Annotated in this window: 18 protein-coding genes; 13 read left to right on the top strand and 5 right to left on the bottom strand. The window is 63.6% G+C overall.

The window, feature by feature from the left end; genetic code table 11:
• Positions 1-246: 246 nt before the first annotated feature.
• The gene (locus CGL56_RS18525) at positions 247-3,756 is read right to left on the bottom strand and encodes an AsmA-like C-terminal region-containing protein (protein WP_099105359.1); all 3,510 of its coding nucleotides are present in this window, start codon (positions 3,754-3,756) and stop codon (positions 247-249) included.
• 491 nt (positions 3,757-4,247) lie between these two features.
• Here CGL56_RS18525 and CGL56_RS04920 point away from each other — a divergent pair, with 491 nt between their 5' ends.
• From CGL56_RS04920 to CGL56_RS04890, 6 genes are all read left to right on the top strand, one after another.
• Positions 4,248-4,829, top strand: a complete 582-nt coding sequence (locus CGL56_RS04920) for an RNA polymerase sigma factor (protein WP_099105358.1) — start codon at positions 4,248-4,250, stop codon at positions 4,827-4,829.
• Positions 4,816-5,592: a tetratricopeptide repeat protein gene (locus CGL56_RS04915; protein ID WP_099105357.1), complete on the top strand. Its 777-nt coding sequence runs from the start codon at positions 4,816-4,818 to the stop codon at positions 5,590-5,592. The genes CGL56_RS04920 and CGL56_RS04915 overlap by 14 nt, the downstream gene beginning before the upstream one ends.
• A 305-nt stretch (positions 5,593-5,897) precedes the next feature.
• Positions 5,898-6,707, top strand: a complete 810-nt coding sequence (locus CGL56_RS04910) for a hypothetical protein (protein ID WP_099105356.1) — start codon at positions 5,898-5,900, stop codon at positions 6,705-6,707.
• A gap of 303 nt (positions 6,708-7,010) precedes the next feature.
• Complete coding sequence (locus CGL56_RS04900; protein WP_099105354.1) at positions 7,011-7,439, top strand: hypothetical protein; 429 nt, start codon at positions 7,011-7,013, stop codon at positions 7,437-7,439.
• A gap of 163 nt (positions 7,440-7,602) precedes the next feature.
• Positions 7,603-7,776, top strand: a complete 174-nt coding sequence (locus CGL56_RS18200) for a hypothetical protein (protein WP_167641474.1) — start codon at positions 7,603-7,605, stop codon at positions 7,774-7,776.
• A gap of 170 nt (positions 7,777-7,946) precedes the next feature.
• Positions 7,947-8,780: a hypothetical protein gene (locus tag CGL56_RS04890; protein ID WP_099105352.1), complete on the top strand. Its 834-nt coding sequence runs from the start codon at positions 7,947-7,949 to the stop codon at positions 8,778-8,780.
• A 65-nt stretch (positions 8,781-8,845) separates the two neighbouring features.
• Here the strand turns inward: CGL56_RS04890 and CGL56_RS04885 are convergent, their stop codons facing one another.
• The gene (locus CGL56_RS04885) at positions 8,846-11,431 is read right to left on the bottom strand and encodes a CHAT domain-containing protein (RefSeq protein WP_099105351.1); all 2,586 of its coding nucleotides are present in this window, start codon (positions 11,429-11,431) and stop codon (positions 8,846-8,848) included.
• A gap of 284 nt (positions 11,432-11,715) precedes the next feature.
• On the opposite strand from CGL56_RS04885, the gene CGL56_RS04880 reads away from it, so the two are divergent.
• Both CGL56_RS04880 and CGL56_RS04875 read left to right on the top strand, forming a co-directional pair.
• The gene (locus CGL56_RS04880) at positions 11,716-12,144 is read left to right on the top strand and encodes a hypothetical protein (RefSeq protein WP_099105350.1); all 429 of its coding nucleotides are present in this window, start codon (positions 11,716-11,718) and stop codon (positions 12,142-12,144) included.
• A 54-nt stretch (positions 12,145-12,198) separates the two neighbouring features.
• The gene (locus tag CGL56_RS04875) at positions 12,199-12,990 is read left to right on the top strand and encodes a DUF1206 domain-containing protein (RefSeq protein WP_099105349.1); all 792 of its coding nucleotides are present in this window, start codon (positions 12,199-12,201) and stop codon (positions 12,988-12,990) included.
• Positions 12,991-13,024: 34 nt separating this feature from the next.
• Here CGL56_RS04875 and CGL56_RS04870 read toward each other — a convergent pair whose 3' ends face one another.
• Together CGL56_RS04870 and CGL56_RS04865 are read right to left on the bottom strand one after the other, a co-directional pair.
• Positions 13,025-14,635 (bottom strand): hypothetical protein, encoded by a 1,611-nt coding sequence (locus CGL56_RS04870; RefSeq protein WP_099105348.1) that lies wholly within the window; start codon positions 14,633-14,635, stop codon positions 13,025-13,027.
• Positions 14,636-14,772: 137 nt separating this feature from the next.
• Positions 14,773-15,390, bottom strand: a complete 618-nt coding sequence (locus CGL56_RS04865; protein WP_099105347.1) for a transposase — start codon at positions 15,388-15,390, stop codon at positions 14,773-14,775.
• A gap of 117 nt (positions 15,391-15,507) precedes the next feature.
• Here CGL56_RS04865 and CGL56_RS04860 point away from each other — a divergent pair, with 117 nt between their 5' ends.
• The 4 genes from CGL56_RS04860 to CGL56_RS04845 are packed head-to-tail and all read left to right on the top strand — an operon-like array spanning position 15,508 to position 17,986.
• Positions 15,508-15,876, top strand: a complete 369-nt coding sequence (locus CGL56_RS04860) for a hypothetical protein (protein ID WP_099105346.1) — start codon at positions 15,508-15,510, stop codon at positions 15,874-15,876.
• 6 nt (positions 15,877-15,882) lie between these two features.
• On the top strand, positions 15,883-16,302 hold the full coding sequence (locus CGL56_RS04855; protein WP_099105345.1) for a hypothetical protein: 420 nt from the start codon (positions 15,883-15,885) through the stop codon (positions 16,300-16,302).
• Between the two features lie 36 nt (positions 16,303-16,338).
• Positions 16,339-17,157, top strand: coding sequence for a DUF3298 and DUF4163 domain-containing protein (locus CGL56_RS04850; RefSeq protein WP_099105344.1), 819 nt, complete (start codon positions 16,339-16,341; stop codon positions 17,155-17,157).
• A 52-nt stretch (positions 17,158-17,209) separates the two neighbouring features.
• Positions 17,210-17,986, top strand: a complete 777-nt coding sequence (locus tag CGL56_RS04845; RefSeq protein WP_099105343.1) for a M48 family metalloprotease — start codon at positions 17,210-17,212, stop codon at positions 17,984-17,986.
• On the opposite strand, the gene CGL56_RS04840 is transcribed toward CGL56_RS04845, so the two are convergent.
• Positions 17,981-19,939, bottom strand: a complete 1,959-nt coding sequence (locus CGL56_RS04840) for an adenylate/guanylate cyclase domain-containing protein (protein WP_099105342.1) — start codon at positions 19,937-19,939, stop codon at positions 17,981-17,983. The two genes, CGL56_RS04845 and CGL56_RS04840, sit on opposite strands and share 6 nt — an antisense overlap.
• A gap of 163 nt (positions 19,940-20,102) precedes the next feature.
• On the opposite strand from CGL56_RS04840, the gene CGL56_RS04835 reads away from it, so the two are divergent.
• Positions 20,103-21,020, top strand: a complete 918-nt coding sequence (locus CGL56_RS04835; protein WP_143470617.1) for a hypothetical protein — start codon at positions 20,103-20,105, stop codon at positions 21,018-21,020.
• Positions 21,021-21,023: the final 3 nt, after the last annotated feature.

Here is a 21,023-nt window from a genome sequence, read left to right as displayed (position 1 = left end):
TCGTCCGACAACCCGAGGTCCTGCCGGTAGTCGGGCCTGTGGTCCGGCGTTGGGAAACCGGGACGCTCGGGTGGCGGCTTCGTCCGACAACCCGAGGACCTGCCGGGTAGTCGGGCCTGTGGTCCGGCCTGAAATACCGCACTGGAGCGGGACGGGTCATTACGGACCTTGCAGCGTGCCCGCCCTCCAGGACAAAGCGCCTGAAAGTGTCCGGTATTTCCAGCAGCATGACGGCTGAAGCCGTCGCTACTCAGCCCGCCGCAGCGCCCGCCACCGCTGCCGCAATTCCCGCAGCTCGTCCAGCCGGCCCCGGTTCTTGTAGTAGCGGCGGCGGCCGAGGCGGAACTTGGTCTTCACCTCCCCGTCGCGGCCGGTGGTGTAGACCAGGAAGACCTTCCAGCCCGCGAAGGCGTAGCCGGTGGTATCCGGCGGGGCGGGCAGGAGGCCGCGGCCGATGTTGCGCAGGGGCAGGGAGACGAGCAGGTCGGGGCCCTCGGTGGGGTGGAGCTCCCCTTCCAGAAATACCTGGAAGCCGGTAGACTGCACCTCGGTACGCGGCAGAGAGAGGCGGCCGTTCTCGACCTTCACTTCCCCTTCCAGGGGGGCGAAGTGGAGGTGGCGGAACCGGTGGGCCATCCAGGCCTTGCGGCCGATACGGTTGAGCATGGGCCAGTCGGCCAGCTCGGCATCGGTGAGGCGGTAGCGGAGCTTTCCCTGGGTGCTGTCCATCAGGATGCGGCCGTCCACTTCGTCGACCAGTCCGCTGACGGAGCCGTCCATGGTGAGCTCACCGCGCAGTACTCCGATGTCGTCGGGCAGGGGGACTTCCATAAGCTTGAGTTGCTGGATAAGGGCTTCCAGGGCCAGGGTGTCGGTGGACCAGCGCGCGGAGAAGGGGGAGACGGGGCGGTCGTCCAGCTGGTAGGTGGCGTCGAAGGCGAAGCGGCCGCCCTCGAGGGTGAAGCCCGACCGCTCGAGCCGCAGTTCGGTGGAGTCAGATAGCCGCAGCCCGGAGTGCAGGTCCAGCAGGGGGGTGGAGCGACCGGCCCAGAAGGTGTCGATGCGCAGGCTCAGGTCGGGGCGAAAGGCCCGGAATATACCACTGGTGGTTGAGAGCAGGGACTGGGGGTCGAAGGGTGCCTGGTCGCTGGTGTCGGGGTTCTCGTACTCCACCAGGTTGCGCAGGTCGGCCCAGTGGAGGTTGGCGGCGGTGGCGTCGGCGCGGACGCGGAAGGTTTCTCCGGGGGTGGGCAGTACGAAGGCGGGTAGGTTGGTGAGTTCCCCGCGGAGTTCCACGGCGCGGCGGGTGGAGTCGGTGAGCAGGTCCATGCGGTAGCTGGCGTTGCCGCCCTCCACGTCAACGGAGAAGTGCTCTACGGGTACATACACTTCGGCGGGGCGGTAGGCGATGCGGCTACTGTCGATGCGCAGTTGCAGTTCGCCGTCGTGGAGGATGCTCCGCAGGTCGGAAGGGTTGCCGTCGATGCACAGGTCGATACTGAATCGGCCGGTGCCGAAGAAGAAGTCGCGGGAGCCGAAGAGCACGTTCACGATCTGGGGATCGCCACCTAGCCGCAGGTGGCTGGAGAGCCCCTGGGGCCCCGGGGAGTAAGCCAGGGAGCCGGCGAAGAGGTCGTTGCGCCCGTCGTTGAAGATGAATTCCCCGGTGTTGGTGCCGGGGCGGATGCCCAGAGCGTCCTCGATGATGCCCGCGTGGTTGAAGGAAATACTGAGGTCGTCGGGCAGGGAGTCGAGTCCGCCCGGCACCTGCACTCCGAAGTGGGTAAGGGCGGGCCGCATCCGGTTCAGGTCGAGGTGGCGGGCCTGGGCGGCGATCTGGAAGGGGGTCTGCCGCTGCCCCGACAGGTCCAGTCGGGCGCCAAAGGCCAAATTGCTGCCCGCCCAGTCGAAGGTGGTGCGCTCCAGCACCAGGGTGTCGCCGGCGAAGCGCAGGCCGGTGGCCAGGTCGGTCAGCGCCAGTACGTCGTAGTAGGCCACGGTATCGAAGCGGGCCTCGACCCGGGGGTGGAACGACCGCTGCAGGCCGCTCAGCGCCACCTTCATGGCCCTCACCTGCTCGGCGGTGGTGTCCTCCTCTGCTGCTGCGGTGGCCTCTTCACCGTTGAAGTAGCCGCCCTGGCCGAAGAAGCCCAGCCAGTCCGTCCAGTCGATCCGGCGCGAGAGCAGGGTCACGTCCGTGCTGACCCTGGCGCCGGGCTGGTCGATCAGCAAGGGGGTGAGGTTATCGATGTTGCCCAGCAGCCGGAAGGAGAATCCGGTGGGCAGGGGCCGACTGGCGAGGCGGAACCCTATATCGCCCTCCTGTTTCGTCACGGTGATAGCCTGGAAGGGCAGGGATACCCCGGCGGGGCGGTACACCACGTCGAGGTTCCAGAACTGCAGGCGGCCGTCGCTGCTGGCGGCCATATCCTCGAAGGAGAGCAGGGAGGCGTTCACGGTGGTGGTGAGGCTGAAGCGGCCGCGGTCGAAGAAGAAGTCGCGGTTCTCCAGCCAGTGGCTCACCGCGGAGGCTGGTCCGGTGATCTGCAGCGGGGCTTCCAGGCGAGCGTCACCGCCGTAAACGGCCACCAGGGCCTGCGGACTCGATATCCGGGTACCTAGGTAGGTAGCGAAGAGGCTGTCCAGGTCCACCCGCATGTTCTTCTTGCTGCCGGGGATGCCGCCGAGGGCCTCGTCGAGGCGGTTGACGATGGTTCCGCGGGTGAAGACGTCCGCGAAGTCGTACTGCTTCACCCTCACCTGCTGCCCCTTCAGGGTGAAGTCGATGGTCACCTCGGGGTCGCCGCCGCTCTCTAGGGTGGTGAGGATGCTGGCCCGCACCGGGAAGCGGCCGCTGACGTGGTATTCCGCGAGTTTCTCCCGCAGCTTGTCGTTCAGCAGGGCGTGGGTGCGGTCGTAGTCGGCATTGTCGTTGGCGATGGTAATGCGGCTCAGGGCCCCCGGGGCCCGGGCAATGGTGGCGCCAATGGTGAATTCCTGGTCGCCGATGCGCAGTGGGGTGGGGGGGAAGGTCCAGGCTTCGGGGGCCAGGCTGGCGGTGATGCGGCCGCTCAGGGGGGCGTCGGTCAGGTAGGCTCCCTTGGTGGTGTTGAAGGCCAGGGCGCGGACGCGGGATGCCAGGAGGGTCTCAATTTCCACGGTCCCGGAATCGCTGCGGGCGGCCCGCGTCCGGAGGGAGTCCACGTAGAGTTCGATGTGCTTGTCGCGGGGCGGATTGCGGAAGGTGACGTCGATGTCGGTAAGGCCGATCCGCACCCCATCCCAGGCCAGCTGGGGCGGGGCCTCGAAGGCGGCGTCTTCGTCGGGGGGGACGGGCTGGTCCTTTTCCCCCAGCAGGGTGCCGGCGTTGAAGCGGCCCGCCGAGTCGCTCACCAGGTAGAGGGCGCCGCCGCGGAGGTCGAGCCGCCGCAGGCTCAGGGTATCGTCGAAGAGGGCGGCCAGGGAGAACTCGGTGCTCAGGTTGTCGAGCCGCAGCAGGGGTGGCGCGTCCGGGGTGCCCACGGTATCGCGTACCACGAGACTGTCGACGGAGACGGTCACCCGGGGGAAGGTGGACCAGGCGGTGATGTCCACCTCCCGGAACACAATGTCAAGGCCGGCGGGATAGGCAATTTCGCGGACCAGCTTTTCTTCGTTGCTGCGCAGGTAGCCGTCCAGCAATACGAGCATTCCCACCGGCAGAAGGATCGCCAGGCCGAGGAGTACCAGTAGCCCGCGAAACAGTATTTTCAGCATAGGATGCGCTTGGGCGGGGGCGGGCGGCGCCTCGTGGGTCGCCCTTACCCCAGCCAATGTATCAAACCCGGCGCTGATGACATCAGTTCGGCGGCCCGCTAACGGTGGGGCCGGCAAAAAAAGTGGGTTTCGCGGGTAACGTTCCGCGGGTTCGTGGAATAGACACCCAAGACACTTTACAGACACTTTTCCGAAGCCCGTCGCCCGCGCCCCGCGGGCGGCGGGTTTTGCTTTTCCGCCACTCCTCCGACTGTATGATAAAATCAGGGCAAAGTGGGGGTGAGGAGCGGGTTGACCTAAGTGGCCGTGAATCACCTGCGGCTGACCACCGACTCCGGCAGCACCGCCCACCACCGGCTGGTAAAGCGGTAGGGAGGGTACGGATTGCCCGCTCCAGGAATCCTACGGCAGTAATTTGTTAGGGCCTTTAAAAAGATTACCTTCGGGAACGGGGTAACCTTTTTACTCCGCACCCATTAACTGAACAGATTATGTCCGATGAGGCCCTGCTGGCGGGCTTGCGGGATTCGGGCGATGACGCCGCAATACACGCCGTTTACCGAAAGTACCGTGATCCCTGTCTGCGTTTTCTCGTCGGTCGGATCATTCCCCCGGAAGCGCCCAACCGCCAGGACCTGGCGGTGGAGCTCTTTACGGAGGCGCTGATAATCCTGGTGGAGAACGTCCGCTCCGGCCGCCTGACGGAGCTGACGGCCCGCCTGGATACCTACCTGAATGCGGTCGCCCGCAACCGCTACCGGAAGCTGCAGCGGCGCAACCGTGAACCGAACTGGGACCCCGACCGGCTGCCCGAAGCCCTGGTGGAACCCCCCAACGGCTCCGAAGCCGAGGAGGTACGCCAGGAAGTACACCGAAAAATGCGGGAGCTTGGCCCCCGCTGCCGGCAACTGCTGGCACACTTTTACTTCCTGCAGCTCGACTGGGCAACCATCGCCGAGGTGCTGGGATACAAAAATGCCGCCTCGGCAAAAACCAATAAAGCCAAGTGCATGGCGCGCTTGCGAGTCTCATATGGAGTAAGCCCACCAACCAAATCAAATGACCCCAACTGAACTTCCGGAAGCCTGGGCTGCGGAGATCGAAGCCTACTACGCCGGGGAGCTTTCCCCCGCCGCGGAGGCCGACCTGCGCCAGCGACTGGCCCACCACCCGGAACTGGCGGAACTGGTCTTCCGGGAGGAAGTCCTCTACCGCGACGGCCTCAACCCCGGTCCCGCGGCCCTGGCCGAACGACAGCGCCTGCGGCAGAATCTCGGGGAGCTGGAGCGGAACCTGCCCCCCGTCATGGCACCCGCGCACCGCCGCCGCCCCCCCGTCCGCTGGCTCGCCGTGGCCGCCGGCCTCCTGCTGGTGGTCCTCGCCTGGTGGCTGCTCCGCCCCGCGGAAGACCCCACCGCCCGCCTGGCCACCGAAGCCTTTGCCTGGCTGCCGCGGCAAGATGCCCTGCTGGGTCCGGGCGACGAAGTCCGCGACGGCCGCACCCTTTACGACGTCCAGCGCTTCGAGGAAGCCTATCCCGCCCTGCGCGAGGAAGTGGCCAGCGGGACCATCGACAGCATCAACCTCCTCTACGCCGGCGTGGCCGCCCTGGGCGCCAAGGAGCCCGCCGCCGCCCGTGAACTGCTCACCAACCTGCTCCAAAGCGGCCGCTACCCCGAGGACGAAGCCGCCATCCGTTACTACCTGGGCCTGGCCGAACTGCAACTCGGCAACCGGGCCGCCGCCGTGGAGCAGCTGAACGCCCTGCCCGACCAGGACCCCCAGCTCACCCAGCGCGCACGCGAGTTGCTGCAACGGCTCGAATCCCTGGAGTAAATCCGGGGCTAAAAACAAATTGAAAAAAATGTATGTCTGCGGGTAACCTTTCCTCCCGGCGGGAATAAAGGGGCAGACACTATTACATACACTTTGGAGATTCCCGCCGGCAGCAACCGCTGCTGGCGGGTTCTTTTTTTTACCTCCAGCCGGTACTGCGGCTACCTCGTTGCCGTTCATACCTCCGGTACCCGCGAAGGGACGACGGATAGTTCCGTCAGTTCCCGAACCGGCCACCCCTTTACCACCAATATTTTTTTCCACTGCACCGCCGGGGCAATACCCCGGCCATTAACCCCCCCCGCATGTTCCGAAACCGCGACGAAGTAATCCTTACCAACAGTCCAAACCGCACCCGTGGCCTCGACGCTACGGCCCTCGACGAATACAGCGTGGGGGGACTGCGCTGCGTCCGGTTCAAGCAGAAACGGGATGCCCCTGGCTTCAACCCCGCGCTGTCGGAAACGGCCGGCCACCCCGGCTGCTACGCCTGCCAGCTGTTGTTGCTGTCCGTTCCCGAGGGGTTCCGCCGCATCAACCTGGATGAAATCCGCGACGAGCACGGCCACCGCGAAAATAGCCTGCCTCACTTCGGCCCCCACCTCGCGGAACCCGCCGGCCCCGTCGAGCCGGTGCTGTTGCACGTGATCTACGACCTGGATACCACCCCCACCATTACGGGCGCTGGCGAGGCACCCCTGGTCACCCAGGACCACTGCGCCGGGGAAAGGCCCAAGGGCGTGACCTACAGCGGAACGCTGACCCCCTGCGCCAAATCCTCCGCAACCAGCTGGTCGGGTAGCGGTCCCGATGCCCAGGGCCTGTTCGTCCGCTACGCCTGGCGGGGGATCTACAACAACGCCGAGCACGAAGCGACCAACGCCGCCCTGGAGTCCCTCTTCAACGGAAAGGATGAGGTTGCCCTGGCTGCCATGATTGCCCCTGACCGTACGGTCATCTGGATTCCCTTCCTGGAGGGGGAGGAGATTGCCGGGGACGGAGGGGCTCACACCGTAGTCACCTTCCAGGATAACGTTCCCTACGAATTAGGCCGGGTAGTTTACCTGGATAAGCCGGGTATATGGGTGGATCCTGAGCTGCGGTTTAGGGTTTAGTGGTTGCTGGTTGGCTGGGTACTGGTTTCTGGTTGGCTGGTTTGCTGGTTGGCTGGTTGCTGGGGGCTGGTTGCTGGTTGCTGGGTTGGCTGGTTGGTTGCTGGGTACTGGTTGGTTGGTTTCTGGTTGGTAATCACCCTTAAATCCCTATATTGGGGGTATCGCCGTTCTGCGGCGAAAGGGAATATTCGGATTGCCGGATATAACCGCACCCAACACACGATTAGGCGACCCCGGTAGGCAAATTAACCGCGTACCGGGACCGGCTGGTTCCTTATTCACTGCCTTGCTTAATCACCCGCTATGTACATCCGTTTTATGTTTCTGTTCGCCCTGCTGGGGTTGAACGCCGTTGCCGTCGCCCAGTGCGAGCAGGAGAGCATCCGCACCCAGATCAGTAACGTTACCGATCAGATGGCCGAAATCGGCTACGAAATGGTCTACCTCACCCGCTGCGGCTCCCTCGGAGAGGGGGAGAGCGCTATCCACGACGTTGAGCTCTACGGCGGGGTACCATACAAGATCTTCGCGGTCTGCGACGGCGATTGTCCCGATCTCGACCTCCAGCTCTACGACGACAAAGGCAAGCTGGTCGACGACGATACCCTCGAGGACTATACCCCCATCGTGGAGGTTAATCCGCCCGCCGAGGCGACCTACCACGCCAAGGTGATCATGTACGACTGCGAGGTAGCCCCCTGCTACTACGCCATTCGGGTGATGGCGGAATAGCCGTTCCCAAGCTTTTGAAAGCATATGCCGGCGGCGCGCGGGTGCCTGTACGCTCGGAATAGCCTGCTCCTACGCGGGAAAGTCGCCTTTCTTGGGTTACGCTTTGGGTCGGAGCAGATAAACGGTTGAACATACTATTCCGGTCATGTATTCCCGTAAAATTATGTTAACCTTGCTGCTCGGCCTCGCGCTGTTGGTGGCCCCGGGTTGCTTTTATATTGATTACGTGGACGACTGGCCGGAAGGGGCCTGGCTGGGAAGCAACGCCGCGGCCTGTCCCTCCGACTCCGCTACCCTTGCGGTTGGATCCCGAATGGCCTCAATTCCAGAGGAGTAGTCGGGGAAGCAGTAAACCCGAAATATGGTGAATAATATTCCGAAAGTTGCCGGAATACATTTTTGCGGGTATATTAAGTAACTAACCTGCACCCTATTACACACACTATTCTATTTCAACACCCGCAGGGGGCTTCGCGGCCTCGACTGCAATACTAAACCCATGCTGTTATGGCCCGAAAAAAAGACCGGGTAAAGATTGAAAACCGGTCCACGAATACTAGTGATCTGGATGTTAAAGCCCTTGACGAATACCTGGTCGGCGGGATGGACTGTGTCCGGTTTAAGAAAAGGCCAGGTGACTCAGGCTTTGACCCGAAACAACCATCGGGTAAACCACCTAACAAGCATTACGATTGTCAGCTGCTATTGCTGACCGTGCCAAAGGGGTTCCGCCGGATTCATTTTGTCGAGATCGCCGATGACAAAGGAAATAGCACTACACCATCAGACAAGTTTGGCGACCCTTTGGCTGAGCCAGCCAGCAAGTTTGAACCGGTATTGTTGCACGTCATCTATGATCTGGATACAACTAGTAAACCCGGGTTAACCGATCAAGAATTGCATCTTCCTAAGGTGGCGCAAGATCACTGCGCTCGGCAAGGTTTAGAGCAACCAAAAAGTGTCGGGACAAGAACGCCCTGTGCCAAATCCTCTGCCAAAAGCTGGACCGGCAGCAGCACTGATGGTCAGGCGCTTTTTGTTCGATACAAATGGAATGAGATCTATAAAAATAATAATAATACGTCAGATTCTCACCAGGATACCCACGATGAAATGACCAAAATTTTCAATAGCAAGAATGACATCGCCATGGCGGCTATGGTAGCCCCTGACCGCACGGTCATTTGGGTGCCTTTTTTGGAGGGTAATGAGGTAGGTGCGGGGCAGGGGTCATACAGGATAGAGAAATGGAAGGATGATCATCCCTACGAACTGGGCCCGGTGATCTACCTCGACAAGCCGGGTATTTGGGTGGATCCGGAGCTGCGGTTTAGGGTTTAGGCTGGTTGGCTGGTTGCTGGTTGCTGGTTGCTGGTTGGGTGGTTGCTGGTTGCCCGCCACTCCAACTACCCCACGATCAATCCTCCCCACTGCTGGGGGCGGGCTACGGCGTTTCCGAGGGTTCCCGACCGGCACTGCCGTTGGGCCAGGGTGAGGCTGGCTGCGGGGGAGTAGCCACTGCGGAGGTAGGTGTAGAACTGTTCCAGCACCCGTCCGGTGGCCAGGGCCGGGACGTCGTAGAGGGAGCCCACCACGTCCGGCACGCCGGCCAGGTGGAAGCTGCGGGTGAGGCTGAAGGTGCCTTCTCCCCGGTTGGCGTGGCCCTGGGCCGTGGAGCAGGCCGCCAGTACCACGAGGCGGGCGCGCAGGTCCCGGGGGCCGATGTGGAGGCCGTTGAGGCTGTCCCGGGCGGTCAGGTAGAGGTAGTTGTCGTACAACCTGCGGGGGTTACCGCGGGCGTGGACCGAGAGGTGAAGCAGGTCGTAATTGCCGGCTTCCTGCAGGAAGTTGCTGCGGACGTTGCTGCCCCCCAGGTAGTGCTCACTGCCGGCCGCGCCCCCGTTCACCAGGTTTTCGCCGAGGGGGGCCAGGTAGAACTGGAGCTCGGGGTGGGTCCAGGCGCCGACGACCGGGTTGGCGGGCAGGGCGTCGAGCCGGCCGGGTTGCAGTTGGCGGTCTACCCGCCAGCTGGGCAGATAGCGGACGCCATAGTGGTCCAGGACGTAGTCGAGCCCGGCGTAGCCCCCGGTAGCGGGGGGGGCAGAGCGAGTGGTCAGGGCCGCGAAGGGCACCGTATTCAGGCTAAGGCTCGGCACGACCAGCAGCTCCCCGCCGGCGGGAAGCATGTCCGCCACCGGTCCGAGAAGATGGTGGTAGAGTACGCCGGCGGTGGCTGAGTAGGCCGCTGCGGCGGTGTCCCGCGCGGTGGTCAGCCGTTCGGTCAATTGACGCGAAAGGTGGCGCACCGAAGTGTCCACGGGGAAGACCCGGAAGGTGTCGCAGTTTACGAACAGCCCGTAGAGAGAGGAGTCGGTTTCCGCGTATTCCAGGAAGACCTGGTCGGGGCCCAGTCCGGCCCGGATATCGTTCAGGTCGGGGAAATCCATCCCCCCCGCGAAGCCATCCAGTTCGGCGGTGAAGCCCGCGCGCATCCGCGCTTCCTGTTGGCGGTACTCGGTGGTGAGGCGGAAGAACTCCCGCAGGTCTTCCCGTGGCAGGGTGAAGTCCCGGCCGTAGCGTTCCTTGAGCAGGTTGATGTCTACCCGCAGTTGCTGGAGGCTGGCCGTTTGCTGATCGTTTGCGGAGCCGTTTTCTCCCGTTACGTCGGCCTCCAGGATGTCGCGCGTCAGCAGGAAGGTCTTGCCCATTTCCATGGCGCGCAACACGGAGGTAGCGTGAGGTTCGCTGGGAACTTCGAGGGCCTGGAGCACCGCGGCGTTCAGGGCTACTCCGAGCAGGCGGTGGCCGATTTCGTTGATCTTGTTCAGGACGCTTTCTTCCTTGGCGGTCTGGAAGGACCGTTCGTAGTCGTCGAGGGCCGCCCGGCAGAGGGCGTTGGCGGCCTGGAGGTCGGCCGGGGCGCCGCGGTCGAGGTAGCGTTCCAGGTAGACGGTGGCCCGGGCCGCCAGGTAGAAGTTGCAGGCCGGACGGGTGGTGCAGGCGAAGGGTTCTTCACCGCCGGGCCTGGTGTAGCCGTCGGGACAGCAGCCGGCGTCCTGCATTTCCCGCCAGAGTTCGTGGAGGGCGGCTTCGTAGTCGCCGGCCATCTGAGCGGCCACCATCAGGCGGTAGCCGGCTTCGGTGCGGTACTTGAAATTTTGGAGCTCGGGGCCTTCGAGCAGGCGGCCGTAGTACACCGTCGCGCTGTCCGTGACGCCGGCGTGGTAGCCCAGGATGCGGTCGGGCAGGCCGAAGTAGGGTAGGGGCTCGTGGGCGCTGGTCCGCAGTTCGGCCAGAATTTTCTCCGCCCGTTGCCGCCCGTCGGGGAAGCGGGCGTACAGGATGGCCAGCTCGTCCAGGGCCTGGCGGTAGCGGTCCGAGCCCGCGCGGCGGTACAGCTCGGCGGCCCGGCGGAACAGGGCTTCACAGGTGGCAAACCCGGCCTGCCGCGCATCACCAGGGGGCAGCGGATCGGTGATTTTCTTGCGGGCCACCCCCTGGGCAATGAGCAGGGCGGCGTACAGTTCGCTGTCCGACTGGTCGGCCGTTTCCAGCCACTGTTTGCCCAGTTCGGCAGCCATGTCCATTTCCAGGTAGGCGAAGTGGAACCAGTTGGAGTAGGCGTGGCTCAGCATCTGCCGCGCCATCCGCTCCGGGGGCGCGTCCTGCGCCAGCAGGGCGGCCGCCGTGTCGGCGTAGAAGTGGATGCTGTCGGGGTAGAGGGAGCGGTCGTAGTGCAGCAGGGCCAGGTACTGGTAGACGTCGGTGCGCAGACCTGTCTCCACCGCCGGTGCCGTATGCTCCAATTGCCACCGCAGTCGCTGCGCCCCTTCGAGGGCGGCCGTGATGTTCAGCTGGTCGTAGTCGTGCACGACGGCCGCCAGGCTATCGCGCATGCCAGAGTCGTCGCGGGAGGGCGTGGCCCGGGTGGGCTCGTCGCCGCAGGAATGGACAAGCAGGACCAGGAACAGCCCGTATAGCAGCCGGGACATAGTAGGGGGTTCAGTATGCGAAATTACGCAAATCGGGCGGTTGGCATTCCCCCCGAACCCGGCACCCGCGCGCCGCCCGCCCGCCGTGCTTACCTTAGGGAAGCCTTAAAGCAAAATATTCGCCCTTCCTTTTCGCTAGTATTGGCGGGGCCCCAGGGTAATACTTTAATATACCGTGTGCCCGTGTACTGATCATATTCCAGACACTACGTAATCGATTAAGGACAACCGTGAAACCGTTGCGGCCACGTATTTCCCACTCACATTCACTCACCCCCCGACTCATGATGAAGTTTATTTTTCTTCTATTCCTTTTTGGAGGCTCTTCCACGGCGCTGCTGGCCCAATGCAGCCAGGAAAGCATTCGCACCCAGATCACCAACGTCACCGGGCGGATGGAAGGCATCGGCTACAGTATGGTGTACCTGACCCGCTGCGGATCGCTGTCCGAAGGAGAAAGCGCCTTCCACGACATTCCCTTGTACGCCGGTACCCAGTACAAGGTATTCGCCGTTTGCGACGGGGACTGTCCGGATCTCGACCTGAAGATCTACGACAGTAAGGGTAACCTGGTGGACGACGATACCCTGGACGACTACACGCCCATCCTGGACGTCAATCCCAGCAGTGAAATGACCTACCGCGCCAAGGTGATCATGTACGACTGCGACGTGGAGCCCTGCTACTACGCCATCCGGGTGGTTGGCGAATAGCCCGCTGCGAACCCCGGCCCGCCCCCTGCGTACAGTAGGGAAAACGCGGGAAACATGACCAAAATCACATCAACCCGGTGGCAACACCAGGTCTACTTCTGGGGCCACCTGGCCAAGGGGCTGGTGTACGTCACCGTAGGCGGCCTCGCCCTGGCTACGGTGGTGGGGCAGGCCAGCGGCGGCCCCGAAGGCCCCCAGGAGATCGTGCGCTACCTCCAGAATGAGCCCGGTGGCACGGTGATCCTCATCGCCCTGGCCCTGGGGCTGTTCGCCTACTGCGGTTGGCGCTGGTACAAGGCGCTGGCCGACGAGGGGAATGAGGGAACCGACGGGGAGGGCATCCTGCAGCGGATTGCCTACGCCATGAGTGGTACGCTGTACGGACTGCTCGGCGTCTACAGCATCACCCAAATCGGGAGCGGCGGGGCGGAGGGCAACAAGCAGACCCTGATCGTGGAGCTGATGCAGCAACCCTTCGGGGTGGTGGCGGTCGGCATCCTTGCCCTTTCGGCCCTCTACGCGGCCTACCTGCAGTTCGACCGGGCGAAAAACGAGACCTTCATGGAGGAGCTCGACACCAGCCGGATGGAGGAGAAGGAACGCCGCACCTACCGCTGGATGGGCAAGGTGGGCTACGGCTCCCGCGTCATCGTGTACCTCATCCTCGCTTACTTCCTGGTGCAGGTGGTCGTGGCCAAGGACCCCAGCCAGTACAAGGGCCTGGGCGGCGTGCTCGAGCTCATCAGCCGTGGCGCCGGCAGCGTCTTCCTGGCCATCATCGCGGTGGGTTTGCTGGTTTTCGGTGTCTTCGTACTCGTCAAGGCCCGGTATCGCGACCTGAGTTAGGAGCAGCCCAGCGGCCGGCGGCGCGCGGGTGCCATCAGAACTCGAAGCCCGGAAACCGGGCGCCGGTGATGCGCCATTCGTTGTCCTCAAGCATGGCTTCTACCACCCCGGCCCCATCGAATGTTTTCGGGGTGCCGCCCGGCGAACGGAGGACCTCGTAGGCTACCAGGTAAAATTGTACGGACTGCTGGTCGCTGGGGGTAGCGATTTGCGGACCGTCGTTGACGATCTCGAAGGCCAGGGGAGTAATCTTTTGGTAGCGGTTGCGCCAGGAATTCAGGTGGCGCAGGGCCCGCTCCCGGGGCACCACCCGGTTGTCGAGGCGTACGCGGCTGGCCAGCAAGTCGGCCGGGAAGGGATTGCCCAGGTCGAAGAGCGCCAGCAGGAAAGCTTCCGTGAGGGCCTCTACGGGGTCGATGTTCGCCAGAAAGACTTCGTCGAACAGGACCACCCGGGTAGTATTGGGTGTCGGAGGTACGATTTCGTGGTTGAGGAGCATGCCGTGGAGGTAACCGTAGAAACTGAAGGCATCCCGTTGGGCCTCTTCACTGTCCAATAGCAGGATGCGCCGCTCCTGGAGGGCATTAATGATCCGCTCGGCCTCGCGACGGGCGGTCTCTTCATCCGGAATGTCGTCGGGGGGCACCAGGGGGAAGGTCCCGAGCAGGTCGCCGATGCGAACGGTTTCTCCCTGGGCTTCAAATTCGCGGATCTGTTGCTGGAAGGCTTCGACCATCTCCAGGGGCATGTCGTCGGAGAAATAAGACTGGCTGCCCATCTCGGCGTCGAACAGGGCGGTCTTGAGTTGCCGCTGGTACTGCTCTTCCTCGCTGGGCGGCTCGGGGCGGGCGTCTGGGTCCAGGTAAAACACAGATCGGAAGTGGTCGGTGGCCACCACGTGAGCCGGCAAATCTCCTTCCGGGGAGAGGCCCACCAGGCCGTAGTACGCCAGGCAGCGCTCGAACAGCCGGACCGAGGCCGCCTGGTCCAGGGAGCGACCGGGGAAATCCGCCGCCAGGTGGGGGAATGCCTTCCGCAGCCGGCGGGTATAATCCTCGACGGGCCGCTGCTCACCGCCCAGCAACAACAAGAGGTAGAAAAGATAGGGGGCAACGTACTGCAGGTCACCGTGCTGGGGGTAGCCATCGCTCCACCCCAGGTTGAATTTGCGGAGGTGGGTCAGGAGGAAATCGCGGAAAATCGCGGTGGGCGGCAGGTGCCGGGCTTTCTTGCCTTTGGCGGTCAGGCTGAGGCGGTTGTTCCGTTTTTTCATCCACCCGAGCTGCAGGAGTACGTGCTTGACCACCTGCAGGGGCAGGTAATCGTCCTCGCCGGAGAGCCGGGTGATTCCCCTTTCGATGGCGTAGTCCGGCAAGCGTCCGGTAGCGTAGCATGCCTTCACTAGTTTACCGGGCAGGTTTCCCTTGGCAGTAAGCCTGATTTCCGCCTTCGCCAACTCATCAAGGAGGTCGGTGGCGAAGCGCAGCAGCGGCAATTCGACCGCGGCGGGGTGGGCTGGGGCCTCCACCAGCTTGACCATGCTGCCCGCGCCCAGGAAGTCGTGGAACAGGTGGTGCACTTGCCGGGGGGTGAGCCCCTCGAAATCATCGAGGGGCTGATCGTTCGGGGAAGGGACGGAACGCATGGTGTGGTGTAGTGTAGGTTATACAAGATAAGGGTTAGGGGGTGATAGTGAAAGGGCCACTTGTCATGGGACGGCCCGGGCGCACGGGGCCCGTCGTCCGAGCCCCCTCCTGCGGGGCTCGCCGGACGAGGCCCGGGCTATCCGGCCAGCTTCCTGCGCTCGACGCCGATGAGTTGGCGGGTGAGGTCGTAGTTGCAGAGGGTTCCGTCCCGGTTGCCGGCGTAATCCGCGGCGGAGGAGTAGGGCCAGTCCTCTGGTGCGATGACCAGATCCCCTTTTGCAGGGTTGTTATGGATGTAGAAGAAGCAGTTGGTCAGGTAGGTGGATCCGGCGGGATAGGTGGGATATTCGTCGGTAATCACTCGCCCCGGCCTCAATTGAAAGGCGGCCTTTGCTGTGGAATGTTGTCGGAACAGACTACCGCGGCGGCCATAGCGGCGGTTGGTGGCCTTGGTGTAGCTGCTCAACAGAATCTTGATGCGGTGGCTAAGCAGTTGCTGGTAATCCGCCGCATCCCCCCGGTTTCTATTGCCGCCGGACTTAAAAACCGGGCTGGGCCCGCACCCAGAGGCATTGGGAACGATCAAAAAATGGAAATGATCCGGCATCAGGCAGTAGCACAGGATATCCGCTACCGGTAGGAGCTCGCGCCTCACTTTCCGGAGGAAGTACAGGTAATCTTCCGGCGACCGGAACACCAACTCATGGTTGTTGCTGTGATTGTAGAGGTGGTAAGCGGTGTGCTGCTGATACATGCTTGTAAATAACACGGAAAGTTTGAAATTAAGTGTCGGTGACACGACGGAATCCCGGGCGGCTTGGCACCTTGACGCGCAAGGCGACAGGGACTATCTTCCGAAAAACATTCGCCCATGCCCACCCAGTACGCCAACGAACAGACCCTGGGGTCGGAAGAGAATATCGCGGAATACCTCAAGCAGTACGCCTGGGTATATGCCTTTTCCCAGGGCTACCGCTTCGGGTCGGGTTCCGAGGGAGAGATACAGTATATGGCGGGACAGGCCGCCGCGGCGATCCTGAATCCGCCGGCCGACTACGGCGGTGCTTCCCCGGCCCAGCTGACCCGCATCGCGGAAAAGCAACTCGGCATTTTTATAGATAATATGATCATTGCCCGGGGCGAGGTATACCTCGACGGAGGGCACGGCGGGGTAATCGGCGAGGATACGCTGGCCTGGGCCAAGGCCCGCCTGTGCCCGATGTGGCCCATCTGCAAATAGGCGGTCATGGGTGACCGACAGATGAAGGCGTTCGACTTTGCCGCCGACAGTACCAAGTTGCTGATCACCCTGGCCACGGGGATGATCGCCCTGACCATCACCTTCTCCTCGGACTTCGTGGGGGATATTTCCGGGGTACCCCTGTGGCCGATCCTCACGGCCTGGGTCTTTTACCTGCTTTCCGTCGTCTTCGGGGTGGCCACCATGCTGTCGATGACGGGGGAGCTGTCGGCGGAAGCGCCCGCCCCGGAGGCCGGACAGCCCACTCCGGACCCCACCGTGTACGCCCCCAGCGTGACGAGCAAGTCGCTGATTCAGATCGCGCTCTTCCTGCTGGCACTGTTGTTTACCTGTATCCACGGGTGCGAGGCGCTGACCCAGCAGCGGGCCGCTCCCGCAGACCCGCCCACGGAGGTGGACGAATAAAGCACTGACCGGCCGGACCACCTTACCTTGGCCTTCATGAGTTTCTCCTGGTACCCGCGCGCCGCCGCCCTGCTGCTCCTACTTGCCTTATTCCTGGGATGTGGAAATGCCGACCCCGATCCGGTTACCCCTGAAGCGGATGCCGAAGAAAGGACCTACGAGCCCCTGGAATGGGAGCCCTACGCACTGGAGGATTCCGCTGCCCTCCGCCCCCGGGGTCCATATTTCACCTACCGGTTATCGACGTTGGTTGCCTTCGGCGGGGATCCGGAACTGCGCCGCTTCATCAATAAGCGCCTGACCGACCACGTGGTGGGTTCCCCCGTGACCGACGGCGGTAACCTGAAAGAGGTGATGCCGGACGTACTGGAACAGCGGTTTACCGACTACCGGGAGCAGGAGCTGGAAGAGGAATGGTTGCAGGAGGCCCCCCACTCCTTCACGGTGGAGGAGGAGGACGCGACGGAAGTGGTCTTTCAGTCGGACAGCCTCATCGTACTTGCTCACAGTACCTACACCTACAGCGGAGGCGCTCATGGGAACTACGGCACAACGCTGCTGGCGTTCGCGACCCGACCGCCCCGCCGCCTGACCCCTGCGGACCTGTTCCGCCCAGGTAGCGAAGCCGAACTCAGCCGACTGCTCATGGCCCGGGCCGATTCGCTGACCGAGGGAGGGCTATTGGTAGATTCCGTGCCGGTGACCGACAACCTGGCGCCCCTGCCCGGCGGGGTCCGTTTCGTATACCCACCCTACGAAATCGCGCCCTACGCAGTGGGGGAGGTGGTGATCGACCTGCCCTACGCCGCAGTGCGGCCCTGGTTGCGACCGGAAGTGGAGAAATGGGTGCAGTAGCCGAGGGACGGAATAGCGAACACCGGTGCCCCTCTGCGGCTTTTCACCGGTAATGCCGCTGCTCCGCCTACTTCCCTGGCTCCTTGCCACCTGCCTTACCGCCTGTTCGGGCGGACCGGACATCAACGTGTTCCCCGTCCAGCAGGATGTACAACTGGGGCAACAGACCGTGGCGGAGATCCTGCAGCAGCCCGATCGCTTTCCCGTCCTTTCGCCTGACGCCCACCCCGCGGTGTACGCCTACGTGCAGGGGATGGTCGACGAGATCGTAGCCACCGGGGAGGTGGCCCACGCCGACGTCTTTCCCTACCGGGTCACCCTGATCGACCAGCCGGTAGATAACGCCTTTGCCGCGCCGGGGGGCTACCTCTTCGTTTATACCGGGCTGCTCAAGTCGCTGGCCGGTCCCGACCAGCTGGCCGGCGTGCTGGCCCACGAAATCGCCCACGCCGCCGAGCGTCACAGTACCCAGCAGGCCACCAAGCGATTCGGGCTGGCTACCCTGGAACGACTGCTGACCGGAGCGGACAACAGCGGCATCCTGGCGCAGATCGCCGGACAACTCATCAACCTGGGCTTCAGCCGGGCCGACGAAGCCGAGGCCGACGCCCGCTCGGTCGACTACCTCTGCGGAACCCCCTACGCCACCAACGGCGCGGCGGGCTTCTTCGAGCAGGTGGAAAGCCGGGGCGGGGTAGTGGAATTCCTGAGTACCCACCCCAGTCCGCAGAACCGGGTAGCGAAGATCAACGCCCGGGCCGCCGACCTGGAGTGTGCGGCAAAGCAGGCCGATGCCGAGGCTTTTCGCCGGCTGTTACAGCAGCTATAGGGTTGTGGGTTCTTCCACGAAATACATGCCCACCTGCCCCATGTTCTTCGCTTCAATCTGTCCGCGGAAGGTGCAGTTGATGCGGTGACGGATGAGGGAGTAGGTGGCCTCGGAGACGTTGATGCGGCCCGGGGCGCTGTTGGCTTCCATCCGGGAGGCCAGGTTGACCGTCTCCCCCCAGATGTCGTAGGCGAACTTCTTCTTGCCCACCACCCCGGCCACGACCGGGCCGGAGTGGACGCCGATGCGAAGCTGCCAGGTATTGCCGTGGCTGTCGGGGGGCAGCCGGGAGATGCAGCGGTGGATGTCGCGGGCCGCCTCGACCACCTGGGTGGCGTGGTCGTCGTCGATGATGGGTAGTCCGCCGGCGGCCATGTAAGCGTCGCCAATGGTCTTGATCTTCTCCAGCCGGTGGGTACTGATGATGTCGTCGATACAGATGAAGATGTGGTCGAGGCGGTCCACCAGCTCGCGGGCGGGCAGTCCCCGGGTAAGGGTGGAGAACTGTACGATGTCCATGAACATCACCGACACCGAGCGGAAGAAGCGCGGCTCGGCGTGCCCCCTTTCCTTTAACTCGGTAGCGATGTCGTCGGGTAGGATGCTGAGCAGCAGGTGGTCCGACTTGGCCCGCTCAAGTTCCACCAGGCGGAGGGTCTCGTCGAGTTGGCGGGTGCGCTTCTGGACCCGCTGTTCCAGCAGCTCGTTCTGCTGGGCGATCACGGCGTTGGCCTCCTGGGCGGCGCGCAGGGCTTCCCGCTGGGCTTCCAGGCGGTCGCGCTTGTAGATGTTGATGCGGTCGGCCAGGGCGAAGGAGAGGAGGGTCACCTCCAGGGCCGAGCCGACCTGCATGGAATTGAGGTGGGGGCTCACCGGCAGGATGTTCAGGGATTCCAGCATGCCGGCGATGAAGCCACCGATGAGTACTCCCCAGGCCAGCAGGTAATACTTGGCCGGTGAAAAGCCCCGGCGGTATACCATCACCCCAAGCACGAACAGGAAGATGGCCATAAGCAGGATACCTACCTGGGCCAGCATGAGGGCCAGCAGGTGAAACTGGGCCACCACCAGGAGGATGATGAGGCCGCCCAGCCCCAGGAAGAAGCGCGACAGCCGGTGAAAGCGAGGGGCCTGGGTCAGGGTGGAGAGAAAGTGACGGGAGAAAAGGACGGCCGAAATGATGGTCAGTCCCGCACTCGCCACCGCATAGCGGTTCAGCTGGGGAAGGTTGGGCCAGAGGTACTGGAAGAGGTACTGGACCACGAAGCCCATGAAAAGGGTGATGCTCAGGAGGTAAAAGCCGTAGTAGAGGTACACCCTTTCCCGCAGGGAGACGTAGATCAGGGCGTTGTACACCATGATGAGCAGCATGAAGCCGAAGTAAATGCCCTGGAGGAAATCCTGGCCGTGCAAGTCTTCGAAGAGCGCCTTGGGGGTGCCCGTTCGCATCGAGAAAAAGAGCGGCTGGAGGGAACTGACGCTCAGGTAATAGGTGCGGGTTTCACCCACCCGCTGGTCAAGGCTCAGCAGGAAACTGGGGACCTGCACGTCACGCTCCGCGAAGGGCAGGTCGTCGCCCGTGCGCCGCAGCAACCGTGGTCCGTCGGTGGCCATCTGGTACAGGGCGACGCGGTCCAGGAAGGCCGAGCCCAGGTGGAGGTAGAAAGGGAGGGGGGAGACCTTGCGGACGGTGAAACGGAACCAGATCTCGTCGGAGGTGGCGGCGAAGTTCGGCGCATCCTGGGGGTGGGGGAGGAAGGCACCCGCCCGGTCGAGTTGGATGGCCTCGTCCACGGACAATTCCCGGTCGCTGCGGTAGTAGGCGGTATGGCGGCCGACGGTCTGTATCCCGCGATCGACGTCCAGTACAATGACGGGCTGGGATCGACCGGGTTGGGCGGCAGCCAGCAACAGCGCGAGGGCGAACAGTCGATGCACCAGGGGGTGACGCATAGCTGCAGGGGGGAGGCTCCGCACTGAGGGGGAAACAGCGATCAGACGAGAACCTTGCCCGAAATTAAAATTACGTCTTTTCCACTTAAATTGCTCACCCGCCCGTAGTTTAGTAAGTGGCTCATTATCAGTCCGCCAGGGCCCGGATGCAGTCCTTCGCACTATGCCAACACAAGTCGCTGCCCCGCTCGAGGATCTCGAGCGGGAGCTTCGTTCCTGGATGGAACCCTTGCGGGAATCCCCGGCGCTGCGGTACGCTTCCCGCCAGCGGTTTTACGCCCGCTACGGCCACCGGCGGGGCGGGGGCGGCGGCCTGGGTAATTCAGAGCTCGCCTTCATGCGCTGGCAGGAGCGGGCCGTTCTGCGCCCCCTGCAGGCCAAGCCCCCCGGCAGCGCCTGGTGGAACTCCGTCAACCTGGGCTACATCTACCACTGCGAGCTGGCCGTGCGCGCCCGGGAACGGGCGGTGGACCCCCGGCTCCTGCCCGCCGCGGCCCAGCTGTGGGTGGAATACCTGGAGCACCCGCGGGAGGTGAGCTGGTACCGCGCCCACAATTCGAGCGTCATCGACGGCTACCTGCGGTACCCCGACCTGGCCGAGCGGGAGGGCCCGGGCGAACGCACCTTCCTGAACGTAGTCCTCTACCGCCTGCTCTTTGCCCAGGCCATGGTGGAGGAGGAACGGTTCGCCTTCGGGGAGCTCGGCCGCATCTTCGCCGCCCCCCAGGGGCCGGCGGTGGACCTGCTTACCCAGCTTTCGGCGTTCTATCCCACCACCTACCCCCTGTCCGAGGCCGACTTGCGTCACCTGCTCGGCCGCTGCCACTGCGGCCACAGCGTGGGGGCGGAGGTGCTCGACAACCTCCTCATCCTGCCGGAGCTCGACCGGCTCTACCGGCTGGCCGCTCGCTGGAACCGGCAACCGCGGCTGGTGGAGCTGATCCGCGACGGCGAACCGGTGTACCCTTCGGGCGGACTGCCCCCTCGCACCCCCCGCCCCTGGGTCGGCCTGCTGGCCGGACTGCGCCGCACCCTCAACCGCTGGACCACCCGCCGGTGGCTTGCTCCCGCCAACTCCTGATCC

The organism is Neolewinella marina (genome assembly GCF_002631205.1).
Lineage (GTDB): Bacteria > Bacteroidota > Bacteroidia > Chitinophagales > Saprospiraceae > Neolewinella > Neolewinella marina.
This window is presented reverse-complemented; position numbering and strand designations above follow the sequence as displayed.

Bases quoted from the DNA above. Each gene is read 5' to 3' on its own strand.
- CGL56_RS04840 (WP_099105342.1), bottom strand. From the start codon at position 19,939: ATGCGTCACCCCCTGGTGCATCGACTGTTCGCCCTCGCGCTGTTGCTG.
- CGL56_RS04865 (WP_099105347.1), bottom strand. From the start codon at position 15,390: ATGTATCAGCAGCACACCGCTTACCACCTCTACAATCACAGCAACAAC.
- CGL56_RS18200 (WP_167641474.1), top strand. From the start codon at position 7,603: ATGTTAACCTTGCTGCTCGGCCTCGCGCTGTTGGTGGCCCCGGGTTGC.
- CGL56_RS04920 (WP_099105358.1), top strand. From the start codon at position 4,248: ATGTCCGATGAGGCCCTGCTGGCGGGCTTGCGGGATTCGGGCGATGAC.
- CGL56_RS04880 (WP_099105350.1), top strand. From the start codon at position 11,716: ATGATGAAGTTTATTTTTCTTCTATTCCTTTTTGGAGGCTCTTCCACG.
- CGL56_RS04900 (WP_099105354.1), top strand. From the start codon at position 7,011: ATGTACATCCGTTTTATGTTTCTGTTCGCCCTGCTGGGGTTGAACGCC.
- CGL56_RS04885 (WP_099105351.1), bottom strand. From the start codon at position 11,431: ATGTCCCGGCTGCTATACGGGCTGTTCCTGGTCCTGCTTGTCCATTCC.
- CGL56_RS04870 (WP_099105348.1), bottom strand. From the start codon at position 14,635: ATGCGTTCCGTCCCTTCCCCGAACGATCAGCCCCTCGATGATTTCGAG.
- CGL56_RS18525 (WP_099105359.1), bottom strand. From the start codon at position 3,756: ATGCTGAAAATACTGTTTCGCGGGCTACTGGTACTCCTCGGCCTGGCG.
- CGL56_RS04850 (WP_099105344.1), top strand. From the start codon at position 16,339: ATGAGTTTCTCCTGGTACCCGCGCGCCGCCGCCCTGCTGCTCCTACTT.
- CGL56_RS04855 (WP_099105345.1), top strand. From the start codon at position 15,883: ATGGGTGACCGACAGATGAAGGCGTTCGACTTTGCCGCCGACAGTACC.
- CGL56_RS04890 (WP_099105352.1), top strand. From the start codon at position 7,947: ATGGCCCGAAAAAAAGACCGGGTAAAGATTGAAAACCGGTCCACGAAT.
- CGL56_RS04915 (WP_099105357.1), top strand. From the start codon at position 4,816: ATGACCCCAACTGAACTTCCGGAAGCCTGGGCTGCGGAGATCGAAGCC.
- CGL56_RS04910 (WP_099105356.1), top strand. From the start codon at position 5,898: ATGTTCCGAAACCGCGACGAAGTAATCCTTACCAACAGTCCAAACCGC.
- CGL56_RS04845 (WP_099105343.1), top strand. From the start codon at position 17,210: ATGCCGCTGCTCCGCCTACTTCCCTGGCTCCTTGCCACCTGCCTTACC.
- CGL56_RS04860 (WP_099105346.1), top strand. From the start codon at position 15,508: ATGCCCACCCAGTACGCCAACGAACAGACCCTGGGGTCGGAAGAGAAT.
- CGL56_RS04875 (WP_099105349.1), top strand. From the start codon at position 12,199: ATGACCAAAATCACATCAACCCGGTGGCAACACCAGGTCTACTTCTGG.
- CGL56_RS04835 (WP_143470617.1), top strand. From the start codon at position 20,103: ATGCCAACACAAGTCGCTGCCCCGCTCGAGGATCTCGAGCGGGAGCTT.